Annotated in this window: 20 protein-coding genes; 6 read left to right on the top strand and 14 right to left on the bottom strand. The window is 54.5% G+C overall.

All coding sequences use genetic code 11. The annotated features are described in order from the left end of the window. Positions 1-117: 117 nt before the first annotated feature. On the top strand, positions 118-2,925 hold the full coding sequence (locus OHL23_RS00310; protein WP_263349744.1) for an ATP-binding protein: 2,808 nt from the start codon (positions 118-120) through the stop codon (positions 2,923-2,925). Positions 2,926-3,075: 150 nt separating this feature from the next. Here OHL23_RS00310 and OHL23_RS28625 read toward each other — a convergent pair whose 3' ends face one another. Further along, complete coding sequence (locus OHL23_RS28625) at positions 3,076-3,513, bottom strand: response regulator (protein ID WP_396127311.1); 438 nt, start codon at positions 3,511-3,513, stop codon at positions 3,076-3,078. A gap of 198 nt (positions 3,514-3,711) precedes the next feature. Beyond that, positions 3,712-4,698, bottom strand: a complete 987-nt coding sequence (locus tag OHL23_RS28630; protein WP_396127246.1) for an RNA polymerase sigma factor — start codon at positions 4,696-4,698, stop codon at positions 3,712-3,714. Between the two features lie 476 nt (positions 4,699-5,174). Here OHL23_RS28630 and OHL23_RS00315 point away from each other — a divergent pair, with 476 nt between their 5' ends. From OHL23_RS00315 to OHL23_RS00330, 4 genes are all read left to right on the top strand, one after another. After that, positions 5,175-5,654 (top strand): redoxin domain-containing protein, encoded by a 480-nt coding sequence (locus OHL23_RS00315; protein WP_263349745.1) that lies wholly within the window; start codon positions 5,175-5,177, stop codon positions 5,652-5,654. Then, positions 5,651-6,184 carry a DsbA family protein gene (locus OHL23_RS00320; protein WP_263349746.1) on the top strand — a complete coding sequence of 178 codons (534 nt, stop codon included), beginning with the start codon at positions 5,651-5,653 and terminating at the stop codon, positions 6,182-6,184. Before OHL23_RS00315 ends, OHL23_RS00320 begins: the two co-directional genes overlap by 4 nt. A 400-nt stretch (positions 6,185-6,584) precedes the next feature. Then, on the top strand, positions 6,585-7,484 hold the full coding sequence (locus tag OHL23_RS00325) for a polysaccharide deacetylase family protein (protein ID WP_263349747.1): 900 nt from the start codon (positions 6,585-6,587) through the stop codon (positions 7,482-7,484). Then, positions 7,393-7,692 carry an SDR family NAD(P)-dependent oxidoreductase gene (locus tag OHL23_RS00330; protein WP_263349748.1) on the top strand — a complete coding sequence of 100 codons (300 nt, stop codon included), beginning with the start codon at positions 7,393-7,395 and terminating at the stop codon, positions 7,690-7,692. The genes OHL23_RS00325 and OHL23_RS00330 overlap by 92 nt, the downstream gene beginning before the upstream one ends. A 274-nt stretch (positions 7,693-7,966) precedes the next feature. Here the strand turns inward: OHL23_RS00330 and OHL23_RS00335 are convergent, their stop codons facing one another. The 9 genes from OHL23_RS00335 to mdcA form a co-directional block, all read right to left on the bottom strand. Further along, positions 7,967-9,133: a tyrosine-type recombinase/integrase gene (locus OHL23_RS00335; protein WP_263349749.1), complete on the bottom strand. Its 1,167-nt coding sequence runs from the start codon at positions 9,131-9,133 to the stop codon at positions 7,967-7,969. A 433-nt stretch (positions 9,134-9,566) separates the two neighbouring features. Beyond that, positions 9,567-10,502 (bottom strand): malonate decarboxylase subunit epsilon, encoded by a 936-nt coding sequence (gene mdcH, locus OHL23_RS00340; RefSeq protein WP_263349750.1) that lies wholly within the window; start codon positions 10,500-10,502, stop codon positions 9,567-9,569. Continuing rightward, on the bottom strand, positions 10,486-11,127 hold the full coding sequence (locus OHL23_RS00345; RefSeq protein WP_263349751.1) for a malonate decarboxylase holo-ACP synthase: 642 nt from the start codon (positions 11,125-11,127) through the stop codon (positions 10,486-10,488). Before OHL23_RS00345 ends, mdcH begins: the two co-directional genes overlap by 17 nt. A 9-nt stretch (positions 11,128-11,136) precedes the next feature. Then, entirely contained in the window at positions 11,137-12,084 is a 948-nt protein-coding gene (locus OHL23_RS00350) for an AEC family transporter (RefSeq protein ID WP_263349752.1), read from the bottom strand. A 9-nt stretch (positions 12,085-12,093) separates the two neighbouring features. Beyond that, positions 12,094-12,927, bottom strand: a complete 834-nt coding sequence (gene mdcE, locus OHL23_RS00355; protein ID WP_263349753.1) for a biotin-independent malonate decarboxylase subunit gamma — start codon at positions 12,925-12,927, stop codon at positions 12,094-12,096. Beyond that, complete coding sequence (locus OHL23_RS00360; RefSeq protein WP_263349754.1) at positions 12,924-13,793, bottom strand: biotin-independent malonate decarboxylase subunit beta; 870 nt, start codon at positions 13,791-13,793, stop codon at positions 12,924-12,926. Before OHL23_RS00360 ends, mdcE begins: the two co-directional genes overlap by 4 nt. Continuing rightward, a complete protein-coding gene (locus tag OHL23_RS00365; protein WP_263349755.1) occupies positions 13,790-14,086 on the bottom strand; it encodes a malonate decarboxylase subunit delta in 297 nt (98 codons plus the stop codon). The genes OHL23_RS00360 and OHL23_RS00365 overlap by 4 nt, the downstream gene beginning before the upstream one ends. Further along, positions 14,073-14,990 carry a triphosphoribosyl-dephospho-CoA synthase gene (locus OHL23_RS00370; protein ID WP_263349756.1) on the bottom strand — a complete coding sequence of 306 codons (918 nt, stop codon included), beginning with the start codon at positions 14,988-14,990 and terminating at the stop codon, positions 14,073-14,075. The genes OHL23_RS00365 and OHL23_RS00370 overlap by 14 nt, the downstream gene beginning before the upstream one ends. Then, positions 14,990-16,648, bottom strand: coding sequence for a malonate decarboxylase subunit alpha (gene mdcA / locus OHL23_RS00375; protein WP_263349757.1), 1,659 nt, complete (start codon positions 16,646-16,648; stop codon positions 14,990-14,992). The genes OHL23_RS00370 and mdcA overlap by 1 nt, the downstream gene beginning before the upstream one ends. Positions 16,649-16,752: 104 nt before the next feature. Between mdcA and OHL23_RS00380 the strand changes: the two genes are divergently transcribed. Beyond that, positions 16,753-17,691, top strand: coding sequence for a LysR family transcriptional regulator (locus OHL23_RS00380; protein ID WP_263349758.1), 939 nt, complete (start codon positions 16,753-16,755; stop codon positions 17,689-17,691). Between the two features lie 51 nt (positions 17,692-17,742). On the opposite strand, the gene OHL23_RS00385 is transcribed toward OHL23_RS00380, so the two are convergent. The 3 genes from OHL23_RS00385 to OHL23_RS28635 all read right to left on the bottom strand — a co-directional run bounded on the left by OHL23_RS00385 (position 17,743) and on the right by OHL23_RS28635 (position 21,119). Continuing rightward, entirely contained in the window at positions 17,743-19,254 is a 1,512-nt protein-coding gene (locus OHL23_RS00385) for a multicopper oxidase family protein (protein ID WP_263349759.1), read from the bottom strand. A gap of 137 nt (positions 19,255-19,391) precedes the next feature. After that, complete coding sequence (locus OHL23_RS00390; RefSeq protein ID WP_263349760.1) at positions 19,392-20,174, bottom strand: alpha/beta hydrolase; 783 nt, start codon at positions 20,172-20,174, stop codon at positions 19,392-19,394. A 96-nt stretch (positions 20,175-20,270) separates the two neighbouring features. Further along, positions 20,271-21,119, bottom strand: a complete 849-nt coding sequence (locus OHL23_RS28635; RefSeq protein ID WP_396127247.1) for a helix-turn-helix domain-containing protein — start codon at positions 21,117-21,119, stop codon at positions 20,271-20,273. Positions 21,120-21,259 lie beyond the last annotated feature (140 nt).

The following is a 21,259-nucleotide window of genomic DNA, read 5'->3' on the forward strand; positions in this document are numbered from 1 at the left end:
GACGGACTTGATATACCCGGTTCCAGCGCCATGGCCCAAGATGCTTCCGGAGACCTCTGGGTAGGAAGTGAGAGAACTCTTGTCAGATGGCGCCCCAATTCCTCTGGGTCCTCGAAAGTGTACCGTCTGCAGACGCTGCAATCCCAGGCGGGAAATCTCGGCGTGGCAGGGATAACACGCGCCGCCGATGGCTCTGTTTGGGTCGGGATCGCGCGGCCCGGAAAGGGTGGCGGCTTGCAGCACCTGATCAACGGTACTTTGAAGCCGTTTCTCGCTCCCAAATTGAATGGCGAGACTCTAACGGTGACCGCTCTGCTCAGCGATCATCAGGAAAACCTGTGGGTCGGAACATTGCATGGTGTTTACAAGATTCGCGGTAAAAATGTCGATCTCTACGGCACTGCCGAGGGTTTATCGGGTGACGTTGTAACCAAAATATTTGAGGATCGCGAGGGCAACATCTGGGTCGCGACATCGGGGGGCCTCGATATGTTTCGTGATCTTCGCGTGAAAAGTATTTCTACACGCGAAGGGCTAAACGAAGACGCAGTAGAATCGGTTGCCGCCGCGCGAGACGGTAGGGTGTGGGTAGGAACGAGCCGGCTGCAGGTCATCGAGCCCGGGGGAGTATCGTTAAATACTGAAAAGGCCCCGCCAGGAAATCAAGTTACGGGTCTTTTTGTAGATCGCGCCGCCCACCTATGGATGGGAATGGACAACAAGCTGTTCGTTCGCGAGGGAGGAACATTTCATCAAATCACGAAGCCTAATGGGAGTCCCCTCGGGATGATCTTTGGGATCGCCGAAGATTCGGATCGTAACATTTGGGTTGAGGCCAAGGGACCACCAGGCACACTCGTTCGGATTCGGGGCCTGAAGATCCAGGAAATGTTCTCTCCGCCGAAAACGCCATTCACCGGAAGGATCGTGGCCGACCCTCAGCGCGGAATCTGGTTAGGTCTGTGGTCGGGCAATTTGGGGCGCTTTCGCGACGGAAAGGTCCAGACCTTTCGTTTTGGCGAGAACCCAAACTTTCATTTTATGGCAATCACTGCTGCCTCCGACGGTTCCATCCTGGGCGGAACGGCCTCTGGCGTGGTTGCCTGGAAAGATGGAAAGCAGCAAATCCTTTCAGAAAAAAACGGCTTGCCTTGCAATTATGTCAGCGGACTGATTACGGACGATGCAGGCAACTTGTGGCTCTTCGCGCAATGCGGCCTCATCGAGATTCCTCAACATCAGATGCGACAGTGGTGGGAGCATCCAGAGAGCAAATTGGATCTGAGGGTGTTCGATATCTTCGACGGGTTCCGATCCGGTTTAGGTCACTTCAATACTAGTGCCAAAACGCCCGATGGACGACTCTGGTTTGCCAACGGCAGCGTGCTGCAAGTGATCGATCCGGCGCATGTGTCCCAGAATATTGTTCCGCCACCCGTCAAGATTCACGCTCTTGTTGCCGACCACAAGGAGTACCCGATAGATTCGGGAATCAAGCTCCCGGCGCTAACGCGCGATCTCGAAATTGACTATACAGCCCTGAGCTATGCCGCGCCGCAAAAGGTCTTATTTCGTTACATGCTTGATGGTCGAGATTCCGGCTTTCAGGAGGCAGGCACAAGGCGGCAGGCTTTTTATAATGACCTCCGACCCGGCCATTATCGTTTCCACGTAATCGCTTGTAACAACGATGGCGTCTGGAATGAGGTAGGAGCCTCTTTGGGTTTTTCAGTTCTTCCCGCCTATTACCAGACGAATTGGTTCCGAGCACTGTGGGCTGCGGCTTTCCTGGCGCTGCTCTGGGCGGTTTACCAAGTGCGGATTCGGCAACTGAGGAGCGAAGAACAAAAGTTTCGAGAAGCGGTTGAGACCATGCCTGCCCTGGCGTTCATTGCTCGGCCGGACGGTCAACGCACATTCGTAAACAGCCGCTGGGTCGAATATACAGGGCTGACAGAGAAACAGGCCTTAGGCTGGGGTTGGCAGGTTGCAATTCATCCCAACGATCTCAGCCGTGCTCTAACAACATGGCAGGAGTCTCAGGCCTCCGGTAATACATTGGAGTATGAGGCGCGAATACTTCGTAGCGCGGATGGAGATTACCGTTGGTTCCAGACCCGTGCCGTACCTGTGCGCGACAAACGAGGAAAGATCGTTAAATGGTACGGAGTAATAAATGACATTGAAGATCGCAAACGTGTCGAGCAGCTACAAGCGAACCTCGCTCATGTAAATCGCGTGAGCACAATGGGTGAACTCACCGCCTCGCTAGCACACGAAATCAAGCAGCCAATTGGCGCGGCGGTAACGAATGCTGAAGCGTGCGCGCGATTCCTTGATCGAGATCAGCCGGATGTCCTCGAGGCGCGCGAAGCTGCCTTGGAAACTGTTAAGGACGCCGGGCGTGCAGCCCACATCATTGACCGTGTCCGCGCGCTGTACAGGAAGGGCTCTTCACAAATGGATTCCGTTGATGTAAACGAACTCATCGGAGAGATGTTGCTTATCTTGCGCAACGATGCGCATCGCCATTCCGTAAATATCGTTACGAACGTCGCCGACGGGCTCCCGAAGGTCATGGCAGATCGTGTGCAGCTCCAGCAAGTACTAATGAACCTTATGCTCAATGGCATCCAAGCGATGGAGGACGCAGGCGGAGCACTTACGATTAAGGCGCAACTTCGGCAGGACGTCCAAGTCCAGATTTCGGTCAGCGATACAGGTGTCGGATTGCCCGCCCATGAAGCAGACCACATTTTTGATGCATTCTTTACCACGAAACCAGAAGGCAGTGGCATGGGGCTGGCGATCAGTCGTTCGATTATTGCGTCGCACGGAGGACGTGTGTGGGCATCTGCCAACTCTGGGAAAGGAGCGACATTTCATTTCACTTTGCCGCTCGCACCAGACTCTCTGCCGCGTTGAAGGCGACAAGTTGCATTGCTTTGGAGAGGCCGATGGAGTTCCACGCGTTCTATATAGGTAAGCCTTGACGTTTTTTCCCGTAATGAGCCGACAACGCGAGCAGCCCTCCTGAAAGGGCTTCGCCTCCCGATGCGACGAAATGTGTCTCTGTTATGAGCCATAATCGGGGCCCTGCATTGGATCCAGAAATTCCGCGACCGTGTCGAGTAGGTAATGAATGGGCATGCTCTTGTCGATACACCGCGCAAAGAGGATGCAATCTTCGTGCGAAAGACCCGCCAGGCACCCCGTGAGCAACACAATTGGGAATCTGGCCCCCATCGCTCGAATACGTAGTAAGAGCTCTCGACCATTTAGTCCCGGCATCTCAAAATCCAGAATCGCGAGATTAAACGCAGAGAGATCGCAGCGTGTAACCTCGAGGGGAGAGTGAAAGACAGCAACTGAGAAACCGTGCTCCTCCAGAATCTCTGCGCGCATAGTCGTGCCCAATACGTCGTCATCTACGCACAGAATCCGCTGTTTGTGAATTTGCACAGGCGCAACATCGAGAGGCATTTTGTTAACAGTGACCTGATCGCTATCCATCAGATCGTTCGATAGACACAATCTCCGTCGGACGTTTTCCTGTTTCACTCTTGCCTCCCAAACGCCCCTCGCGAAATCGGGTGAGTGAGTCAGTTCTCTTAATGTTCTTTCCAGAAATTAAATTCGTTACTGATCCGGAATGAAATGCATCGAGATCAGGTTTGAGCAACACTTCTGTTGGCGCTATCTAGTCGTGAATCAGGTTCTCGATCGATGCATTGGATGAAGCTGACAGCAGAGTGTCTCTGCCGACGCTCGCCAAGAGTGATTGCAGGATGTCAATTGCAAAACGCTGATGGTCGGCGTTCCTGTAGAAAGTTGTTGACGTGCGCGATATAGACGAGACTTGGCAGCCGCTTCGGAGATGTTCAGAGCTTGGCTGATCTCCTTTACCGACCATTCGTGCTTCATCTGCATCCGAATTGCCGTTTGCAGTTTGGGGTTGAGACGGCGGATCGCGCGCAGGGTCCTGGTTTGACGCTGCCGCAAGTCGTAGGCCTCCTCAGGATTCGGAGCAGAGTCCTCAACTTCGAAGAAGATCGTCTCACAGCGACGATGATCCGGTTGGGGATCAAACAACACTTCGGGACGGGTACGCCGTTTGCGCAGGATCATAAGGGCACAGTTGATGGCGATCCGGCTCAACCAGGAATAGATACTAGATCTGCTTTCGAAAGCGTGGACCCTCAGATGCGCTCGCAAGAATGTCTCCTGTAGAGCGTCTTGGGCATCCTCTGGGTTCTTTGTAATCGCAGTGATCGTTCTGTACAGACGAGGAGAATATATCGCATAAAGTTGCGCGAAAGCCTCGGGCGCTCCCGCTTGGATCGCCGTTACGAGTGGGTCCTTATGTCTTGAGGCCAATTCGTCGGCATTTTCGATTTGCGCGTCTTGGTCTATCCAATTCATGCAACGCCTCCGAGTCGGAGTGTCCGCATCGTTTCGGACTCGATCTCTCAAGTAGCAACCCGGTTGCCAGGATGCACTCCGAAGAAGACGCTTGAATTTATGTGAGTTGTGAAATCGCGAATGTTCGGCCGCCTGGCCACGCGTCGATCCTGTGACGTCAGGACGGAACAAGGATTGACGTAGCGCAGACTCAGCCATGCCGAGCATGGAGTCAACTGCTTTTGAATGGAGATGTTGGTTCGACGCTGCGTCCCGGCACTCGAATTGCAAGGACATAAGGTGGAGGCGTTCGTTGGTGAGTAGCCAATAGCTCAGTCGGTACCAGGGACGAAATCGTGCTGAGGAATTGTGGCTGACGGCGTGCCTCGCTCGGCGTTAATTCGGAACATCTGGACTTACGGGTAGCAAGACAATTCTCTCGAGGGATCACTCTAATTTGAGTGCATCAGCAAAGCGCGACAATAACACGATCGATCAGGTCCGAGTAATCCTTCCAAGACAAATGTGAATCTGAAAACGTCGTGAGGAAACAATAACGGCTGTTGATTTGATGATGAACTGCGTCGCGGATCTGGTCGCGAACGCGCTGCTGAAACGCACTGGGGCTAGACACGAATTGGAGCGGCACGCCATCACGCCGGAGGATCTACCAAGGACGACCTGACAGAGTCAACTCTTCTGGACGGATTTCAATTTTGGTACTGACAAACATGTTCTGTGATTTTTAGTCATCTCACACTCGAAGTAGCCTTATGTCCAACATTTTGTCTGCCGGATCGCCGGCTCCGGATTTCAGTCTTCACGTCACGCCCGACCAAAGGCTCTCCCTGAACGAGTTGCGAGGTAAGCCTGTCATTCTCGCGTTCTACCCCGCTGACTGGAGTCCGGTTTGCGGCGACCAGATGGCACTCTATAACGAGATTCTGCCCGAGTTTCAGAAATTTGGAGCCATATTGGTGGGAGTGTCAGTAGATGGCGTCTGGTGTCACGAGGCGTTTGCCAAAGATCGGCATCTGCAATTCCCCTTAGCCGCAGACTTCGAACCGAAAGGCGAGGTTGCGAGGGCTTACGGGGCCTACCGAAGCGAAGTCGGTGTCTGTGAACGGGCACTGTTTCTCATTGACCAGAAGGGCGTTATCGACTGGAGCTACCTTTCGCCCATCGCAATCAATCCTGGAGCCGACGGCATCCTAGAAGCTCTTGAGAATCTACCGAAAAAGGAGAAGCCATGAGCAAGCTTTCAATTGCAGTCAACGAGGACGACCACATACAGGGAAATCCTACAGCGGAGTACAGCCTGGTCGAATATGGCGACTATGAATGCCCCTACTGCGGAGCGGCCTATCCAATCGTCAAGCGACTACAGAAGCACTTTGGAAAACGGCTCTCATTTGTCTTTCGCAATTTTCCTCTGGCCCAGATCCATCCGTGGGCAGAGCCGGCTGCCGAAGTAGCCGAATTTGCCGGGGCCCACGGAAAGTTCTGGGAGATGCACGATCTGCTCTTTGAGAATCAGTTGGGTCTGGACGAAGCTCTGTTCATGAATCTGGCTAACGATCTCGACCTATCAACTTCGCAGTTACAAACTGCCATTGCCAACCATACTTACCGCGCTCGAGTGTTGGCCGATTTCGCTGGAGGCGCCCGAAGTGGCGTCAACGGAACTCCCACGTTCTTCGTCAACGGTTGGCGTCACAACGGATCTTTCGATTTCGATTCCCTGAGTGAATCTATCCAATTAGCTCGTTCGCTGAGTCGATAGCGGAAGCTTGAGGCAGTGCGAACCACTGGTGCTTCATTCGTCCATGAATTAGATCCAATCTGATGGAACCCCAGCCACCGCCTCCGGGCGCGCGTACAGGTTCGTGCTTTATCGAGGTTAGCTAACAATTCGCGGTGGGCGACAGGTAATCGGCATGCACTTCTCAGAGATTGTCCTCTTCATCGGTCTCCGAACGGTTGTGGGGCTCGTCGGCGGCTTGTTCGCGATCGGTGGCGCCGTTCATGCATAGCATGTGTGAGTGCGAGCTATGTGGCTCGATCAGAATGGGTACCAGATGATCACACGAAGAAATTTTGCAATCGGAATGGGAGCTTCTGGACTAGCGTGGGGCCGCGGTCTCACGCGAATCAACAGCAATTTGGACAAAGGAGAAGGTGAAATGAGCGCAGACAAACCCGCCCAAAAATTTTGGCCGAACGGTGCACGGCTTGCAGTGAGCATCTCGATGATGTTTGAAGGCGGCGGACAACCGATCTCTGGCTCCGGCGGCCCGATTCCTGAGCCAATCAAGGATGGCCTGCCTGACCTGCCGACTAATGCGTTCTTTGCGTACGGCTATTACGAAGGCATCCCGCGTGCCTTGAATCTCTTCGACAAGCACGGGATTAAGGTATCCAGCTTCATGATCGGCGAGGCCGTCGAGAATGCTCCAGATCTCGCGCAAGAGATCGCGCGTCGCGGCCACGAGGTGGCGGCGCACGGACGTACCTGGCGGAACTCTTACTTCTTACCCCGTGATGAGGAGAAGAAGTTCATCGCCGACTCGGTCGAGATGATTCACAAGGTTACGGGTCAAAGGCCTGTCGGCTGGAATGCCTACTGGCTCCGCAACTCGGTACACATCCTCGAAACATTGCAGGAGCTGGGCTTCCTCTATCACATTGACGAGCCCAGCCACGACGAGCCCTTCATTATCCCGGTAAAGGGCAAAGACTTTGTCACGGTTCCATATACCTTCCACATGAATGACATCTCCTCCTTCCCGTTTGAAAGCTACAACCCTATGGCCTATGAACAGGCCCTCAAGGACGAGTTCGACCAGCTTTACGAAGAAGGGGCGACTCGGCGACGGATGATGCTTATCGGTTTCCACGATCGCATCAATGGGCACGCTAACCGGATCCGGATGCTGGATCGATTCCTCACCTACGCAAAGGGCCACGACAGCGTGTGGTTTGCGCGCAAAGATGAGATTGCGAAATGGGTGTTGGAGAACAGGCAGGATACCCCGATTCTTCAGCGGGGACCAGCCAACGTGTCAGGACTGCCGGGCGTCTAGCTGGCAGATTTCATTAAAGGAGAGCTCTATCTCATGCGAAGCGGGCATTGCGATTCAGTCCGTGCTTGTAGTCGGCGGGAGCTCCGGTATTGGACTCGCCACTGTCCAGCTTGCGCTTGAACGCGGAGCGCACGTAACGATCGCGTCTCGCGATCGAGAGAAGTTGCGCAAAGTTAGCGCGACGATTGGAACTGCTGTGGTCGTCTAAGACGTCGATACAGACGACGATGCGATCAAGACGATGTTTTCGAAGACCGGTGTGTTTAACTATGTGGTAATGTCTGCCGCTGCTGGCCTGTCCGAGGTTTTTGTATGAGTGGAATCAGTGTAGCGCAGATTTCACGGCGATAACACGGGTTCAAATCCCGTCGGGGACGCCAAATAGAATCTGTAACTTACGCTCAGTTTCGCCTAAACTTCGGGGGTGCAAAAAGCCACGTTTTTGTGTCTTTTTTGCACCCTCAATACCGGGACTACTTCCCCTACGCCAGCCCAATCATCTCGCAATCAACGTGCAAATCCGGTGGCGCGAAGAACAGCGAGAGTACTGCTGCTTGAGCAGCGCGCTTTGCTGGGCCGACGGCCTGCGTATACACGTCGAGCGTAGAGCGCAGCGAGGAGTGTCGCATCAATTCCTGCATGACTTTGAATTCGACTCCAAGACTTCTGAGCAACGTGCAGTAGGTGTGGCGAAACGTGTGCCACCCAATGCGCTTTTGAATACCCAGCTTTTCGGCAACCGGCTGGATGTAATGGCGCATAATTGCTGCTCCCCAATACGGCTTTCGCCCGTTGTGCAATCGACTGGCGAACACCCAATCGTCAACAGCCTTGAGCCTGCACTGTTTTTTCCACTCAATCAATGCCGCAGCGAGCTGCTGATGCATCGGAACGGGCTTCTGCGAGGATTCGGTCTTGCAGCGGCCTTCCACACCGCAGACAATCGATCGAATCACATTCAACTCCCCATGTTCGAAATCAATGTCCCTCCATTTCAGACCGAAGAGTTCTCCCTGTCTCAACCCGGTTGATGCCGCGAGCAGAACGAGTGTGTGCTCGCGCAATGGCAGATTCTCAACCAAAACCTTAATCTCGGGACCGGTTAGCACATCTGGAGCTCGACGGCGCTTGGCGCTTTGGCGAACGAAGCGTATTGGGTTGCGGTCATACAGTTCATGACGACAGGCATGATTAAACAGGACACAAAAGACGTTTCGGATCTTGGCTCGTGAACCGCGTGCAAGATTGAGTCCACCCAGCCATGCTTCCACTTCCACTGCCTTGATCTCGTCCAGAGTGCGAGCGCCCCAGCGTGGCCTGATCCAGCGACGAACGTAACCGCGGTAGGTCTTCTGGGTGGCGACGCTCCACGAGCTTGTGCCGGACCGCATTTCACTCTGTTCAAAGTGCTCGCACAGCTGATCGATGGTAATTGCGCCAACTCGATTCTTGTGTGATCGCAGGTTGACCTCCGAAATCAGAGCTGACGCCGCATGACGTACGGCAGTCGCATCAGCGTATTGCTCCACAGTTCCGATGACCCGCTTCCGATAAACACGTTGGCCATTCAAATCCTTTTCCGACCATCGAAACTGCCATACATTCGGGCCTTCTTTTCTGCCCGTTTGAATTACGCTTCCCTGTTGCATGGCTTACCTCCATGATCTGTCAGACGGAGGCAAGTCTTCCACGACTCCTCGGCAATGTGCGATAGCGCTAGGACTCTTCTTTTTGCGGGAAGTGAGGTAAGACGGCACGCTGTAATACGCGGATGAAAACCCGCTCTGAAATTGTTGTAGTCGACCGATCCTGGGAAGCAGGCAATTGGAAACTGCTTGGCAAATGCATTCCTATGGAATGGCCTCCACAAAACCTACTGCCGAACCGATTCATCGGTCCGGATCAGGTCTCGACGTGTGCTTTGGCGATAATGCCCATCGAGACAGTCGTAACGAGTCAATTAGCTGCGACCACTTGTCCGTGCAGCCGGTTATACGGCCTGGTGGATTGGATATGTAACACTAGGCCATTCAGGAACCCATCATCCAGGGCGGGTGATAGCCACGCCCTTCACATCAGACCTTAAGCGGTGGCGAGTCGCAAAACGTGTCTGAAAAGATCCGATGTGACCACACAAGCGGTAACGCCGGGAACGTTTTCTTCCGCGAGGTCCGTCAGAGTGTGGCCCGGCGGCATTTCAAGGAAGAGGTTACAGCCCAATTCCTCCGCGACTATCGTCGCATCATGCCACCGAACTCCGTGAGCGATGTTGTCCGCCAGATCCGTTGCTACGGCCGACGCGGAGCGCAGAGCTCGTGCATTCACATTTGCGATGTATGGACATTTCGGAACCTTTAGCTGCATAGAATTTAGCTGGAGCCGAAGTGAGTCAGCAACGGATGAAAGCAGAGGACAATGGGACGGCACGGAAACGTGCAGGAGCTCAGCCTTCCTGGCGCCGTTCCGGCTCGCCTCTTCTAAAGACTTCTGCATCCCTTCTATGGAACCTGCAATTACGATCTGCCTCGGTGCGTTGATATTTCCTACGAATACTGGAGTCGCGGTCGTATGTACTGAATCGACGATAGCCGTAACCTGACGCTCGTTCAGACCGACGATGGCAGCCAATCCGTATCCGACTGGATATAGCTGTTCCATTTTCTCTGCGCGGGAGCGAACCAGAATTACCGCATCCTTCAATGTGATCGCTTCGGCAACGACCGCTGCTGCAAAGGCGCCCACTGATAAACCTGCAACTGCACAACAAGTGACGCCGTATCTCTGCAAAGCTCTGGCCGTAGCTACTCCGGAAGCTAGAAGAGCGAGTTGAGCCGATACTGTGGAATTCAACGCCTCAGTCGAGTCCAACAGACGAACATCGGATTTCAAAACATCACTGATCTCGTCGAGCGTCAATTCGACAGCTGGATCATCCACGAGTTCATGAAGCATTCCAGGTTTCTGTGCTCCTTGTCCCGGGAACAGAAATGCAGTATTCACGCTAGCTATCCTCGTCATTCGAAGGGTTCCAGGGATCGGAGCCGAGAATGCGGCCCTCGCTTGTACGAAGCAGAATCCTACGCGGTGAGGCAGTCACGAATTCCTCTAAGGAAAAACCGCAGCACGGTGTCTCTACCAATACATCGACCTTTCCCGGAGCACCGCCGATCATGCGCCACAAATCCCGTGCTTCTGTAATGTCGAGCCTTCTGGGCGCGAAAAGTATGAAGTCCAAATCGCTGTCGGCGCGGACAGCAGGGATTCCCGCGGCTAGTTCATAACCTACGCTCCCGCCCGGGCCCCAGCTCATATCCAATCCTGCGAGATGGCTTTCGAGATAGGACAAGGTTCGAAATGCTTGTAGTGCTCGACGTGAATCCTCTGCGAGCCGCAGCCGCAATTGATCCGGGCGCCGAGACTCTATCGCTTCACTCAATCTTGTGAACCCTGCACAGCGTTCATGCCTTTGCGTCCCCCGCACTCCCACAGGGATCAATCCATCTAAGATGCGGCCTCTGCGCACAACCACCCACGGGCGCTGATTGAGATTGAGGTAAGGGTACGCTGATACTCCTTCAGTGGAGATGACCGCCGACTCTGTTCTCAGGAGGATGAGATCGTGGACATGTAGCGTGCCGACCATTGGATTTCCTCAAAAATACTTTGTGAGTACGAGCATCCAGCCAGCCAGGGAAAATGCGCCTACGCAATAGGAGGCAATCAGCGCTGAGCTGGCGGTTTCAGGAGTTGCATTGAAGCTCTTTCCGAAGACGAGACCGAAGAACCCCGCGGGTATCGCGCTGATAAGCGTGACATCGCGGATTTCAGCATGACTCATATGAAAAAGCTCAGTCATGCCAAGAGCAAACAGAGGCTGGATCAGCGCGATTGCGGCGGTTGTCCAAGCGACTTTGCTGTCAAAGCGAAATGTCTGAGAGGAGACAACGAGGCCGGTAAGAATCAAAGCCGATCCTGACGCCGCGCTCCCAAGAATCGTTAAGGACCTATCAACATAGGATGGCAAATGTAAACCGAAGTAGACACCTATCAAAGCCAAGATAGGGGCCCACACCACGGGGCGAGTGAAGGCCCGAAGAAATTTGATCGCAAACGCTTGAGTAGAGACACCCTGTCCATCGGACAGTTTGTCGGACTCGAGCAGCGCAACGGTGAAAGGGGAGATGGTGATCGCTCCTACTGCGATTGAAAGAGCAGCTGTGACGCGTGAACTGGGGCCATACGCGGTGGTCAGCAACGGCAAAGCTACGGCTGCGGAGTTTGGAAAGCCGATTGTCAGTGCAAGTACAGAAGCATCGGAGATGGACATTTTGAGGCTTTTTCTTGCCCAGATATAACTGGCGGCATACAGGGCCACAAATACCACAGCGATCATTGCTGCGGATTCCGATTGTTCCCGGAGCACAGGCCAGGATGTGTTGCTGATCGTGGAAAACATTGCACATGGGATGGCGATGTCCATCACGAGCACAATCAGATTGCGAACATTCAGGTTGTCCATGACTCCGCGCCGGCCCGCTATATATCCCAAGAGCAGACCGACGAAGATCGGGAGTAACGCATCAAGAAGAATCAGAGTCATTTCGACCTCTTACTCGTTGATCCACTGCGCTTCAAGAGCAGCTCGCACCGCAAGGGTACCTTTCCGCGTTGTTTTTGCGGCGTCTGACTCCCACCTGTTACTCAGATCGAGCTTGCCTTTACGTGCATCTGCAATCGCTTCCGTGATTGCGTTCCTCACTTCGGCAACCTCATTCGAGGCCGGGTGTTGCGGGTCGGCGGCGTGCAACAGCTTGAACAGGAGACCGAGCTTCGCGTAGTCACGGACGTCATACGACATCGGAGCGATCTCGTGTCCCAGCTTTTCGAGTTCCGCAACGGGCCTTCTCGTAATCCTCGCCGCCGCCTCTTTATGCATCGCATGGATCACAATCCCGGCATCGTCAAATGCCAGAATACGATTGGCCTGGTAACCGTGAGTGAGAAATCCGCCGCTGAATGCCTGGCCGGCTATCAAGGAAATAACGGGATGCCCCGCCATCCTTGCCGATGCGTATGCATCCGCTGACGCAGCCGCAGCGAAGAAGATACCGGCCGTCTCCTCACGGCGCCCGTAAGCCTGGCTCTTGACGTCAACGATTGCGATGATGGGCCGCTTCGCTTCCCGAGGTTTATCGCGATCTTCGGCGATAACTGCTCGAATGTGGGCTGCGAGAGCGAATGCTTCTTCGAGTCCAACCTGCCCGTCGCGGACGCAGGGAAAACGGCTGTCCTTGTCAGGTACCACGCAGAGGAACAGGGCTGATTCATTCCAGACTGGTGCGGTCGTGGCCAGCACGGAGTTCGGATCGCCATCGTTCGGAGTGTCGCTTCCGGTCAGAGCTTTGAACCATGCTCTGCCGCGCAATCCAACTTGTTCATTCATCGCACACCTCTCTTTGAGTCAGCCCACTGTTGCCGCAATGTTGCCGGTTCGATCTGGCTGGACGTATCAAGCGCCGCTATATGAGCGCGATAGAGTTCCACCTGCTCGGTCCGGTGTTTTTGGGGTACGCCTTTGTAGACACAATCACGCACTGCCGCCGCTATCTTGCCTGCATCATCATCGACCAGCAAATCAGCGAGTCCCATGCCGACGCGTTGTTCTCCGCCATGAATTGCCCAGATGAGCGCTCGATCGGATGAGTCAAACTCATCGATACCGGACTCCTGCTCGATCACCTCGGGGCCGTTCAATCCAAGCCGTGCTTCGCGCGTCATGATTGTGTAGCTGGAGAGGCCAGCTACAAGAGACATGCCTCCGAAGCAGCCGACAGTGCCTGCAACGATTGTGATCACGGGGGCATGCTGACGAAGGGCGAGCGCTGAAGAGATAATTTCGGCAACAGCTGCCAAACCAAGGTTCGCTTCCTGAAGGCGCACACCGCCGGTTTCGAGTAGAAGAACTGCAACTGTCGGTTTTCCGGCCTCGGAATCCCGCGTGGCGAGATCCAAAGCAGCGGTCATCTTGGCGCCTGATACCTCGCCAACGCTGCCACCCTGGAACGCTCCTTCGAAGGCAATGGCGACCGCAGGAGAGCCACCGATTTTCCCCTTGATCACGACGCAGCCATCATCCGATTGCGGAGCGATTCCTTGCTTGGCAAGCCACGGAGACTCGATGCGATCGAAGGGACCGACCAGCTCCCTCCATGTACCTTCATCGAAGAGGCTCTGCGCACGGGAACGGGCGTCCAGTTCTATGAAGCTCTTGCGCTTGACGAAAGCGGGTATGAAAGTTGGCGCGTTCATTGCTCAATCACCTCCACTGCCTGTTCGAGACGAAGCAGCACACTGCCGGGTGTTGCGCCGGCATCGTTAATGTAGATACGGACGGCCCCATCGAACTTTGAGAAGAAACGATCGAAGACCGCCTTCCACGCATTGCCGAAGCCGTTGACGCTGGTCGTGATGAAGACCCGGGCTCCGTCTTCGTTATTCGGTTCGAGAAGGACCTCCATGTCGCCTGACCCCACTACACCGACGTGCGCTCTCCTGGTGACGATGCGTTTTGCCTCTGGATAGTTGAACTCAATGTTCTCCATCGTTTTCCTCCACTAGACTGTTGTCCTTTTCCACTCGTTCGAGGCCGCGTTCGAGAGCGTCCAGAAAAAGTGTGGCCGCGAGAAGATCCGCGCTGCCGCCGGGAGAGATGCGCCGACTGACAAGCTCTTGCCCGAGTGCGATCAATGCTGCATTTCCCTCTGTGCTTCCCGGGCCGCCTACCTCGATGACACGAGTAGCGCCTTCGCGCACGATCCTTTGTCCATCAGGCCCTCCTCGATAGAGAACACAGGTGTCATCGAGATGCGACATGATCGCAAGCAGTGCGGTGAGCCGGCTCTCTCGCTCAGTTCGGCCGCTTTTGCGAGCCGCCTTCAGTGCAGGGAGCCCAATCTTGACGACGTGCGGAAAGTCTCTGTAGGCTTCACCGCGAGCGCCGGTGACTCCATAGCGTTCAAGAACGACATCGCCGTGAGATACCGTGCGCGGTCTTGCACGATCAGGCAAGCGGGCGAGACAGCCTGCAGCCTCGGTTACAAGCTCGGGATGGGAATCCTCACTCTGACTTGCAGCACAAACCAGAAGTCCCAGAATCCAGATTGCGCCTTTGTGCGCATTGCTGCCTGAGGTCGCGCGGAGCATCGCCGCTTCGGCTTCTCTTCCAATACTCGCAACTACGGCACGCAGACTGGTATCTATCTGAGATTCGGAGGATGCCAGGGCCATCCGCGTGAAGTACGGGGCAATCGCATTTGCAGATCTCCTCATCAGGTGGAGGGATAGATCCGAATGCGATCCCGATCCTCGGCCGTCGACCAGGCCCGGTTTCGGTGTCAGCTCTGCCTCAGCAATCAACGACTGCCAGGCGAGTTCTGAAAGCCACTCATACCGGGTCAGAGCGCTGAGCTGCTGAGACGATTTCGCAATTGCTGTTAACTGTGCCATTACCAGCTCCTGAACTTGGCCGGCGGCTGATAAAGGCCACCTGACCATGCAACTAGGTCTTCCATGCTCCTGGCAGCGAGTAAAGACCGGTTGGCCTGGAGGCGATGGACTCCAATATCTTCAGGAAAGGCCACGATGCCGCGACGACGGAGATCGGCTGTCTCACTGGCCTTTGCCTTAAGGCCGACAGGACTGATGCCTGCTACCGCAGCCAAAACCCGGCGGCGCTCTTCAATGCCTTCGGTTTTGTACAGATAAGCGATCCCTTCTTCCGTCACAACATGGCTAACGTCCCGGCCATAGATCATGATGGGGGTGATCGGCATGCCAGCCCTCTTGCCAACTTCAACGGCATCCAGAGTTTCGACGAAGGCCGGCTCGCCACCTTTGGCAAAGGTTTCAAGGGTCTGAACCACCAGCTTGCGGCCCGGGAGTGTGGGGTCAGCACTGGTCTTGAGGTCGAGCCAGGCCGGTGACGAATGGCGGCGTCCATGCGGGTCATGTCCCATATTCGGCGCGCCTCCGAAACCTGCAAGCCGTCCGGTCGTCACCGTAGAGGAATTGGCATCGCCATCCATCTGCAGCGTTGCTCCAATGAAAGCATCGACTGCGTACTGACCAGCAAGCTGACAGAGAACACGATTAGAGCGCAGGCTGCCATCCCGACCAGTGAAGAAGATGTCGGGACGAGCCCGGATGTATTCATCCATTCCGACTTCGCTTCCGAACGAGTGAACGCTCTCGACCCATCCGCTCTCGATTGCCGGAATTAGTGTGGGGTGCGGATTCAGCGCAAAGTGCCTGCAGATCTTTCCGCGAAGCCCGAGAGACTCTCCGTAGGTCGGGAGAAGAAGTTCAATGGCAGCCGTGTCGAAACCAATTCCGTGATTGAGAGACTGGACATGATGTCTCTCATAGATGCCACGGATGACCATCATCCCGGTCAAAATCTGTAGATCGCCGATGTGGCGGGGATCGCGAGTAAAGAGAGGTTCGACCGCGTATGGCTTGTCGGCCTCTACAACGATATCGATCCAGGAGCCGGGGATGTCGACTCTCGGCAATGTGTCGACAATCTTGTTGACCTGCACGATTACAATCGCATCGTGGAAAGCGGCAGCCTCAACAATCACCGGGGTATCCTCGGTGTTGGGGCCTGTGAACAGATTGCCTTCGTGATCCGCCTGCTCTGCGCAAACCAATACCACTTTTGGGATTAGGTCTACGAGTAAACGGGCATACAGTTCGACGTAAGTATGAATGGCGCCGATTTCAAGAATGCCATCTTCAAGAAGTTGAGCGACCCGCAGGCTTTGTGGGCCGGCAAATGCGAAATCCACTTTTTTCGCTATGCCCAGCTCAAAGAGAGTCAGATGTTCGGGGCGACTGATGCTTGAGATGATCAGGTGAAGATCGTGAATCTTCTTCGGATCCACCTTAAGGAGAGAACGCGAAAGAAAATCCGCCTGCTTTTGATTGTCGCCTTCCATGACAATCCGGTCGCCGCTCTGAATCACGGTTTCGAGAGTTTCGACCATCTTGTTTTGCTCCAAGAGCGGACCTTTCATCCATGGCTCGATCCGCTGCATGCGCCGGTGCTTCTCATCGCGCCGCGTAGTCCAGGAACGCGTTCCTTGTTTTTCAGTTTGTTGTGTCATCGATTCACTCCTGATCTCGACATTTCAATTACACGCTCCGCATTGTGATTTGTGAAATTGAATGTTTTGTGTTCTGTGATTTGACTTGCAAATATAATGGCGAGATGGAACTCCGCCACATCAAATCCTTTCTCTCCATCGCCGAGACTCTGCACTTCAGTCGCACTGCAGAGTTGATTCATCTCAGCCAGCCGGCTCTCTCGCTCCAAATCCAGGCGCTTGAGGAAGAGGTGGGCGTCAAGCTTTTCGAGCGGAACCGCCGTGAAACAAAGCTCACCGCAGCGGGATTCGCTTTTCGGGATCATGCTGCTGCCGCAGTCGTTCAACTGGAGCAGGCCGTCCGTCGGGCGCGTTTGGCAGCAAACGGAAAAGTTGGTTTGCTTCGGATTGGCTTTATCTCGACGGCTGGCAATGAGATCGTGCCCCAGCTCGTTCGCAAATTCAGGGAGTCGAATCCGGAAGTAGAATTTTCTCTGCATAACATCCTCACGCTCGATCAAATCCGTATGCTCGATACTGGTTCGCTCGACATCGGATTTCTACGGTTACCGATTGGCGAGCACCCTGAACTTGAAGTCGTCGGTATTCATCGCGAACCGTTTGTACTTGTGCTGCCATCCTCACATCGGCTGGCGCATAAGAAGAAGGTGCAGCTGCGCGATGTGGCCGACGAAGACTTCGTGTTGTACGAACGCGCCTTCGCTCCGGGCTTTTATGATCTGCTCTTCGGAATCTTCCGGGATGCAGGGATCATTCCAGCGGTGCGCCAAACGGCTGGACAGATGCCCACGCTGATCTCGCTCGTAGCCTCAGGCGTTGGCATTTCGGTACTGCCTGTGTCGGCTGTCAAACACAGTGCCGCTGCGGTTGTCGCGTGCGAGATTGCTTACGCACTTCCCCTTTCCGAGATAGGTCTCGCTGTACATAAGCGAAATCGACCAGCCATTGTCGATCACTTCCGATCCTTCGCAATGAAAGAGCTCGTTGGGAGTACACGACTGCGAAAAGAGAAGGAGAACCAGTCGAAGCGCACTGCGAAATAAGAACATCTCCTTCTCGTTATGCACCGACTCGATCTATGAGCCGAGGCACCCTTATTGAAATAGAATCTTGGCCATCATTCCCTTGTCTTCGTGTTTCAGAAGATGACAATGTAAGACTGAGATCCCACGGATAATCGGGTCGGTAAAATCCATAATCAGATCGACAGAACCCTCCGGCGCGATGTTCACCGTGTCCAGCCACTCGGGCCCTGCCGTCTTCTTGCCGCTTTCTTGGAAAACAAGGAAATGCACCTGATGGATATGAAACGGGTGGATTTCATGTGAGTTATTGACGACGCGCCAATGTGCGTAATGCCCAATCTTCACAGTGATCATTGGCCCATCGGTTGGGGAGTACTTCTTGTCGTTCACATAGAACCCGTGCAGGTCCTCAGTGAACTTTACGGTGAACTCCGGTTCGCCGCTTTCCAACGTCCGCACTAAGGAAGGCGAAAGCGTCTTATAGACAGCCTTTCTCGTGCTTGGACTAACGGACGGCACATGGCTTGTCGCCGGGTTCGTTGTCCTGAGATCAGCCACAACCATCGCAGGATTTGGATCACCATCCGCCCCTGTGTCGACGCAACGTGTCCGTAGCGCGGCATGCACGCCTGCATTCGGCCCGACAACAATCGTCTCAACGCGACCGGCCGGCGCGAGCAGAACATGCTGCAATGACTCGGTACGACGCCTAGGGTCGTGATAAGCGAGCGGCATTCCATCCAGCGCTAATACTGTCAATTGTTCGGTGTCGATCTCCAGATCTGCATAAAGATCGGGAGATGCATTGACGATTCGCCAGAACTGCTTCTCGCCTGGTGCAATGCCTATCTGCGGCCGGACGACACCGTTCACGGTGAAGATTCGTTGGGGCTCCCCGGTGGCTGCGCCACAGGCTGCCGGTGAGAGTTGCACCTGTTCCTTCAAGTAGGAAGACTCGGCATCGTGCTCGTGCAATTCCGCATCGCGAAGAGTCAGGATGCGCTCCTTCATCGAGCGAACTTCGGGAACATAGCGGTCGATCCCGTCGATGACAATGGCTCCTGACATTCCATCGAGATCCTGCCGGTAGCTTTCTCCGTGAGGATGGGTGTGGTACCAATACAATCCGGGCGGTTGATCCAGCGGGATGTCGACTACGTAGTGCAGCGATTGACCAGGCATCGCCATCATTAAAAGAACATCGTCTTGAGGCGCATTGGGCGAGACGTGAAGCCCATGGAAATGCAGGTTGGTCATGTTCGTGCAGGGTCCATCGACGCATAACTCCCTGGACTTCGATGACATGCGATTGACATACTCCACGCGGATTGTTCCGCCCGGCTGTGTGCGGATCACAGGCGGAACTTCGCGGCCTTCGAAGGAAAATGCGGCCTTCCCACTCGTCGGATCGCTCACTGCATCCAAAACAAAAGGCCTGCGTACCTCGGGTGGCTCAGGTAGATCACCGTTACTGGCCGCCTGATGCAGCTGTTGTGCGTGGAGATTCACATGAATGAAGAGGCAAAACATGGTAGCAATGTGAGTCTTCGTTTTTGACGTGTTGGACCTTCTTGCGTACATACGAGTTGATCTCTTTCGCATTTCGAAATCTCTTGCGTCTTCGTTATCGTCTTGATCCACGGCGTGGATTGCCGGGCAGTACCGGAGAAGGGCGTGCTCCGGTACCGCGTCCGCTCAGGAATCCGAAAGAGAGATGACTACTGAGCATGCGTCGCAGCGTCTTCGATGACAGCAGCGACTTCCTTTGGTCGGGAGGCATATACCGAGTGGCTCGCACCTGCGATCTCTGTGGTGTGGCTATTGGCTCGTACCGCGTACCAACGCTCCAGATCGGGATTGATCGTCCTGTCTTTGGTCGCTACGATCATCCAGCTCGGCTTACTGCGCCAGGCAGGTGTCGTGATAACTGCCTTGAAGTTGTCAGCAAAATTCAGGACCTGCGAATCTGCCATGAAAGCGGCCTGCTGAACAGGCAAATCAGCGGCAAAGTACTCATGAAATTGCGCGGGATCAAGATATGTGAAGCCGTCCGCAGCCCTCTTGATTGCGCTGGATTTGCTCAAGTCGCTCGGGAAGCGCTTCCCATCATCCGCTTCGTCTTCGCCAGCATCCGGCATGTGTGCAGCAACGTACACTAAACCAGCAACGGATGGTTCTGTGCCCGCCTCAGTAATGACAGCGCCTCCATAGCTGTGAGCGACAAGAATGCTCGGCCCATCCTGCAGCGCGAGGATACGTTTCGTGGCGTTCACATCGTCTTTGAAAGACGTCTCTGGCTCCTGAACGATGCTTACCTTGTAGCCATCCTTATTAAGGATGTCGTAGACGCCTTTCCAGCCAGAACCATCTGCCCATGCGCCGTGAACCAGGACAATATTTCGAACACGGTGCGTTTCGCGTTGTGCGCTTAAATAGGCAGGTGCGCTTACGAGGTAGCCTGCCAATACGACCAACGCGATTGATTTAGTAACGTTGTTCATTTGCTTAGAACCTTTCCGTGATGGGACTTGCATGACCTTTCTGATGATTCGATGTATCAGGCACCCCCGATGGTGTGTCCAAACCTCCGCCTTGTATCAGGCCAGAGACTCTGCAAGCAGCGACGGGATTGCTTGAATGCTTATGTCGTTCGTGTACGGTAAATCTGTGTAGCTGGATACGAGGGCTGATTGTTGAGCCTGTCGACGATACTCTGTGGGGGTCCTCATAGTGTGTCTTCGAAAGATGCGAGCGAAGTGCTGCTGAGTTTGAAAGCCACATTCCGCTGCTATATCGATCACTGGGGATTCCGATGCTTCCAGCAGCTTTTTCGCCTTGCAAACTCGGAGCTGCAGCAGATACTGGTGCGGCGAGATTCCGGTCGACGATTTGAAACGCTGGGAAAAGTAGGCGGCACTCAATCCTGCCTCGCGTGCCAAGTCGGAGAGAGTGACGGTTCGGGAAATGCGTTCGTTTATGAACGTGAGGACACGCCTAAATTGAAAGGGCGATAAACCGTCTTCTCGTGATGCGTCCAGCTGTATACATCCCGTTTCCTTCCGTGTGGGTGGGCTAAGAGGTACCTCACTCACCGGAGACGGCGACTCGAGGAGACTGATGGGAGTGCGTCTCCCATCCTGCTCAACCCAGGCCGGACCAGGAACCAGCTTGAGTGAAGCCGCTCGGTCAAGAGTTGCAAACTGAACTTTGAGACGGGCGCCCCCACGGTCCAGATTCACCGCGCCCATTGGTGCTTCATTTGGCGCCGAGATGCCTTCAAGAGTCTCATGATCATCTTTCTGTTTCTGAGTGGACCGGCAAGGCTTCAAACGCGCCGAAGCTATGTCAGTGTTCCGAATTGGTGACCCATCCTGTTGCAACACACCGCCATTACGGAATGCTCGCCAGTCACGCCTATGTGAAAGTGCCTCGTTTTCGCTGTTCATATCCAACCCCAAAATTAGTTTTCTTCGTCGGCAGCTTGCTCTCTGAATACCCACTCGCGGATATACGGCGAGCAATGCGCTAATTCGACGCCCTTCGCTTCACACAGTCCCAAGAAGCGAACCACCTCAGCATCAACGAG

It is taken from the genome of Acidicapsa acidisoli (assembly GCF_025685625.1).
GTDB classification, from domain to species: Bacteria; Acidobacteriota; Terriglobia; order Terriglobales; family Acidobacteriaceae; genus Acidicapsa; species Acidicapsa acidisoli.

Bases quoted from the DNA above. Each gene is read 5' to 3' on its own strand.
- OHL23_RS28625 (WP_396127311.1), bottom strand. From the start codon at position 3,513: ATGGATAGCGATCAGGTCACTGTTAACAAAATGCCTCTCGATGTTGCG.
- OHL23_RS28630 (WP_396127246.1), bottom strand. From the start codon at position 4,698: ATGTCCTTGCAATTCGAGTGCCGGGACGCAGCGTCGAACCAACATCTC.
- OHL23_RS00315 (WP_263349745.1), top strand. From the start codon at position 5,175: ATGTCCAACATTTTGTCTGCCGGATCGCCGGCTCCGGATTTCAGTCTT.
- OHL23_RS00320 (WP_263349746.1), top strand. From the start codon at position 5,651: ATGAGCAAGCTTTCAATTGCAGTCAACGAGGACGACCACATACAGGGA.
- OHL23_RS00325 (WP_263349747.1), top strand. From the start codon at position 6,585: ATGAGCGCAGACAAACCCGCCCAAAAATTTTGGCCGAACGGTGCACGG.
- OHL23_RS00330 (WP_263349748.1), top strand. From the start codon at position 7,393: ATGAGATTGCGAAATGGGTGTTGGAGAACAGGCAGGATACCCCGATTC.
- OHL23_RS00335 (WP_263349749.1), bottom strand. From the start codon at position 9,133: ATGCAACAGGGAAGCGTAATTCAAACGGGCAGAAAAGAAGGCCCGAAT.
- mdcH (WP_263349750.1), bottom strand. From the start codon at position 10,502: ATGACGAGGATAGCTAGCGTGAATACTGCATTTCTGTTCCCGGGACAA.
- OHL23_RS00345 (WP_263349751.1), bottom strand. From the start codon at position 11,127: ATGGTCGGCACGCTACATGTCCACGATCTCATCCTCCTGAGAACAGAG.
- OHL23_RS00350 (WP_263349752.1), bottom strand. From the start codon at position 12,084: ATGACTCTGATTCTTCTTGATGCGTTACTCCCGATCTTCGTCGGTCTG.
- mdcE (WP_263349753.1), bottom strand. From the start codon at position 12,927: ATGAATGAACAAGTTGGATTGCGCGGCAGAGCATGGTTCAAAGCTCTG.
- OHL23_RS00360 (WP_263349754.1), bottom strand. From the start codon at position 13,793: ATGAACGCGCCAACTTTCATACCCGCTTTCGTCAAGCGCAAGAGCTTC.
- OHL23_RS00365 (WP_263349755.1), bottom strand. From the start codon at position 14,086: ATGGAGAACATTGAGTTCAACTATCCAGAGGCAAAACGCATCGTCACC.
- OHL23_RS00370 (WP_263349756.1), bottom strand. From the start codon at position 14,990: ATGGCACAGTTAACAGCAATTGCGAAATCGTCTCAGCAGCTCAGCGCT.
- mdcA (WP_263349757.1), bottom strand. From the start codon at position 16,648: ATGACACAACAAACTGAAAAACAAGGAACGCGTTCCTGGACTACGCGG.
- OHL23_RS00380 (WP_263349758.1), top strand. From the start codon at position 16,753: ATGGAACTCCGCCACATCAAATCCTTTCTCTCCATCGCCGAGACTCTG.
- OHL23_RS00385 (WP_263349759.1), bottom strand. From the start codon at position 19,254: ATGTACGCAAGAAGGTCCAACACGTCAAAAACGAAGACTCACATTGCT.
- OHL23_RS00390 (WP_263349760.1), bottom strand. From the start codon at position 20,174: ATGAACAACGTTACTAAATCAATCGCGTTGGTCGTATTGGCAGGCTAC.
- OHL23_RS28635 (WP_396127247.1), bottom strand. From the start codon at position 21,119: ATGAACAGCGAAAACGAGGCACTTTCACATAGGCGTGACTGGCGAGCA.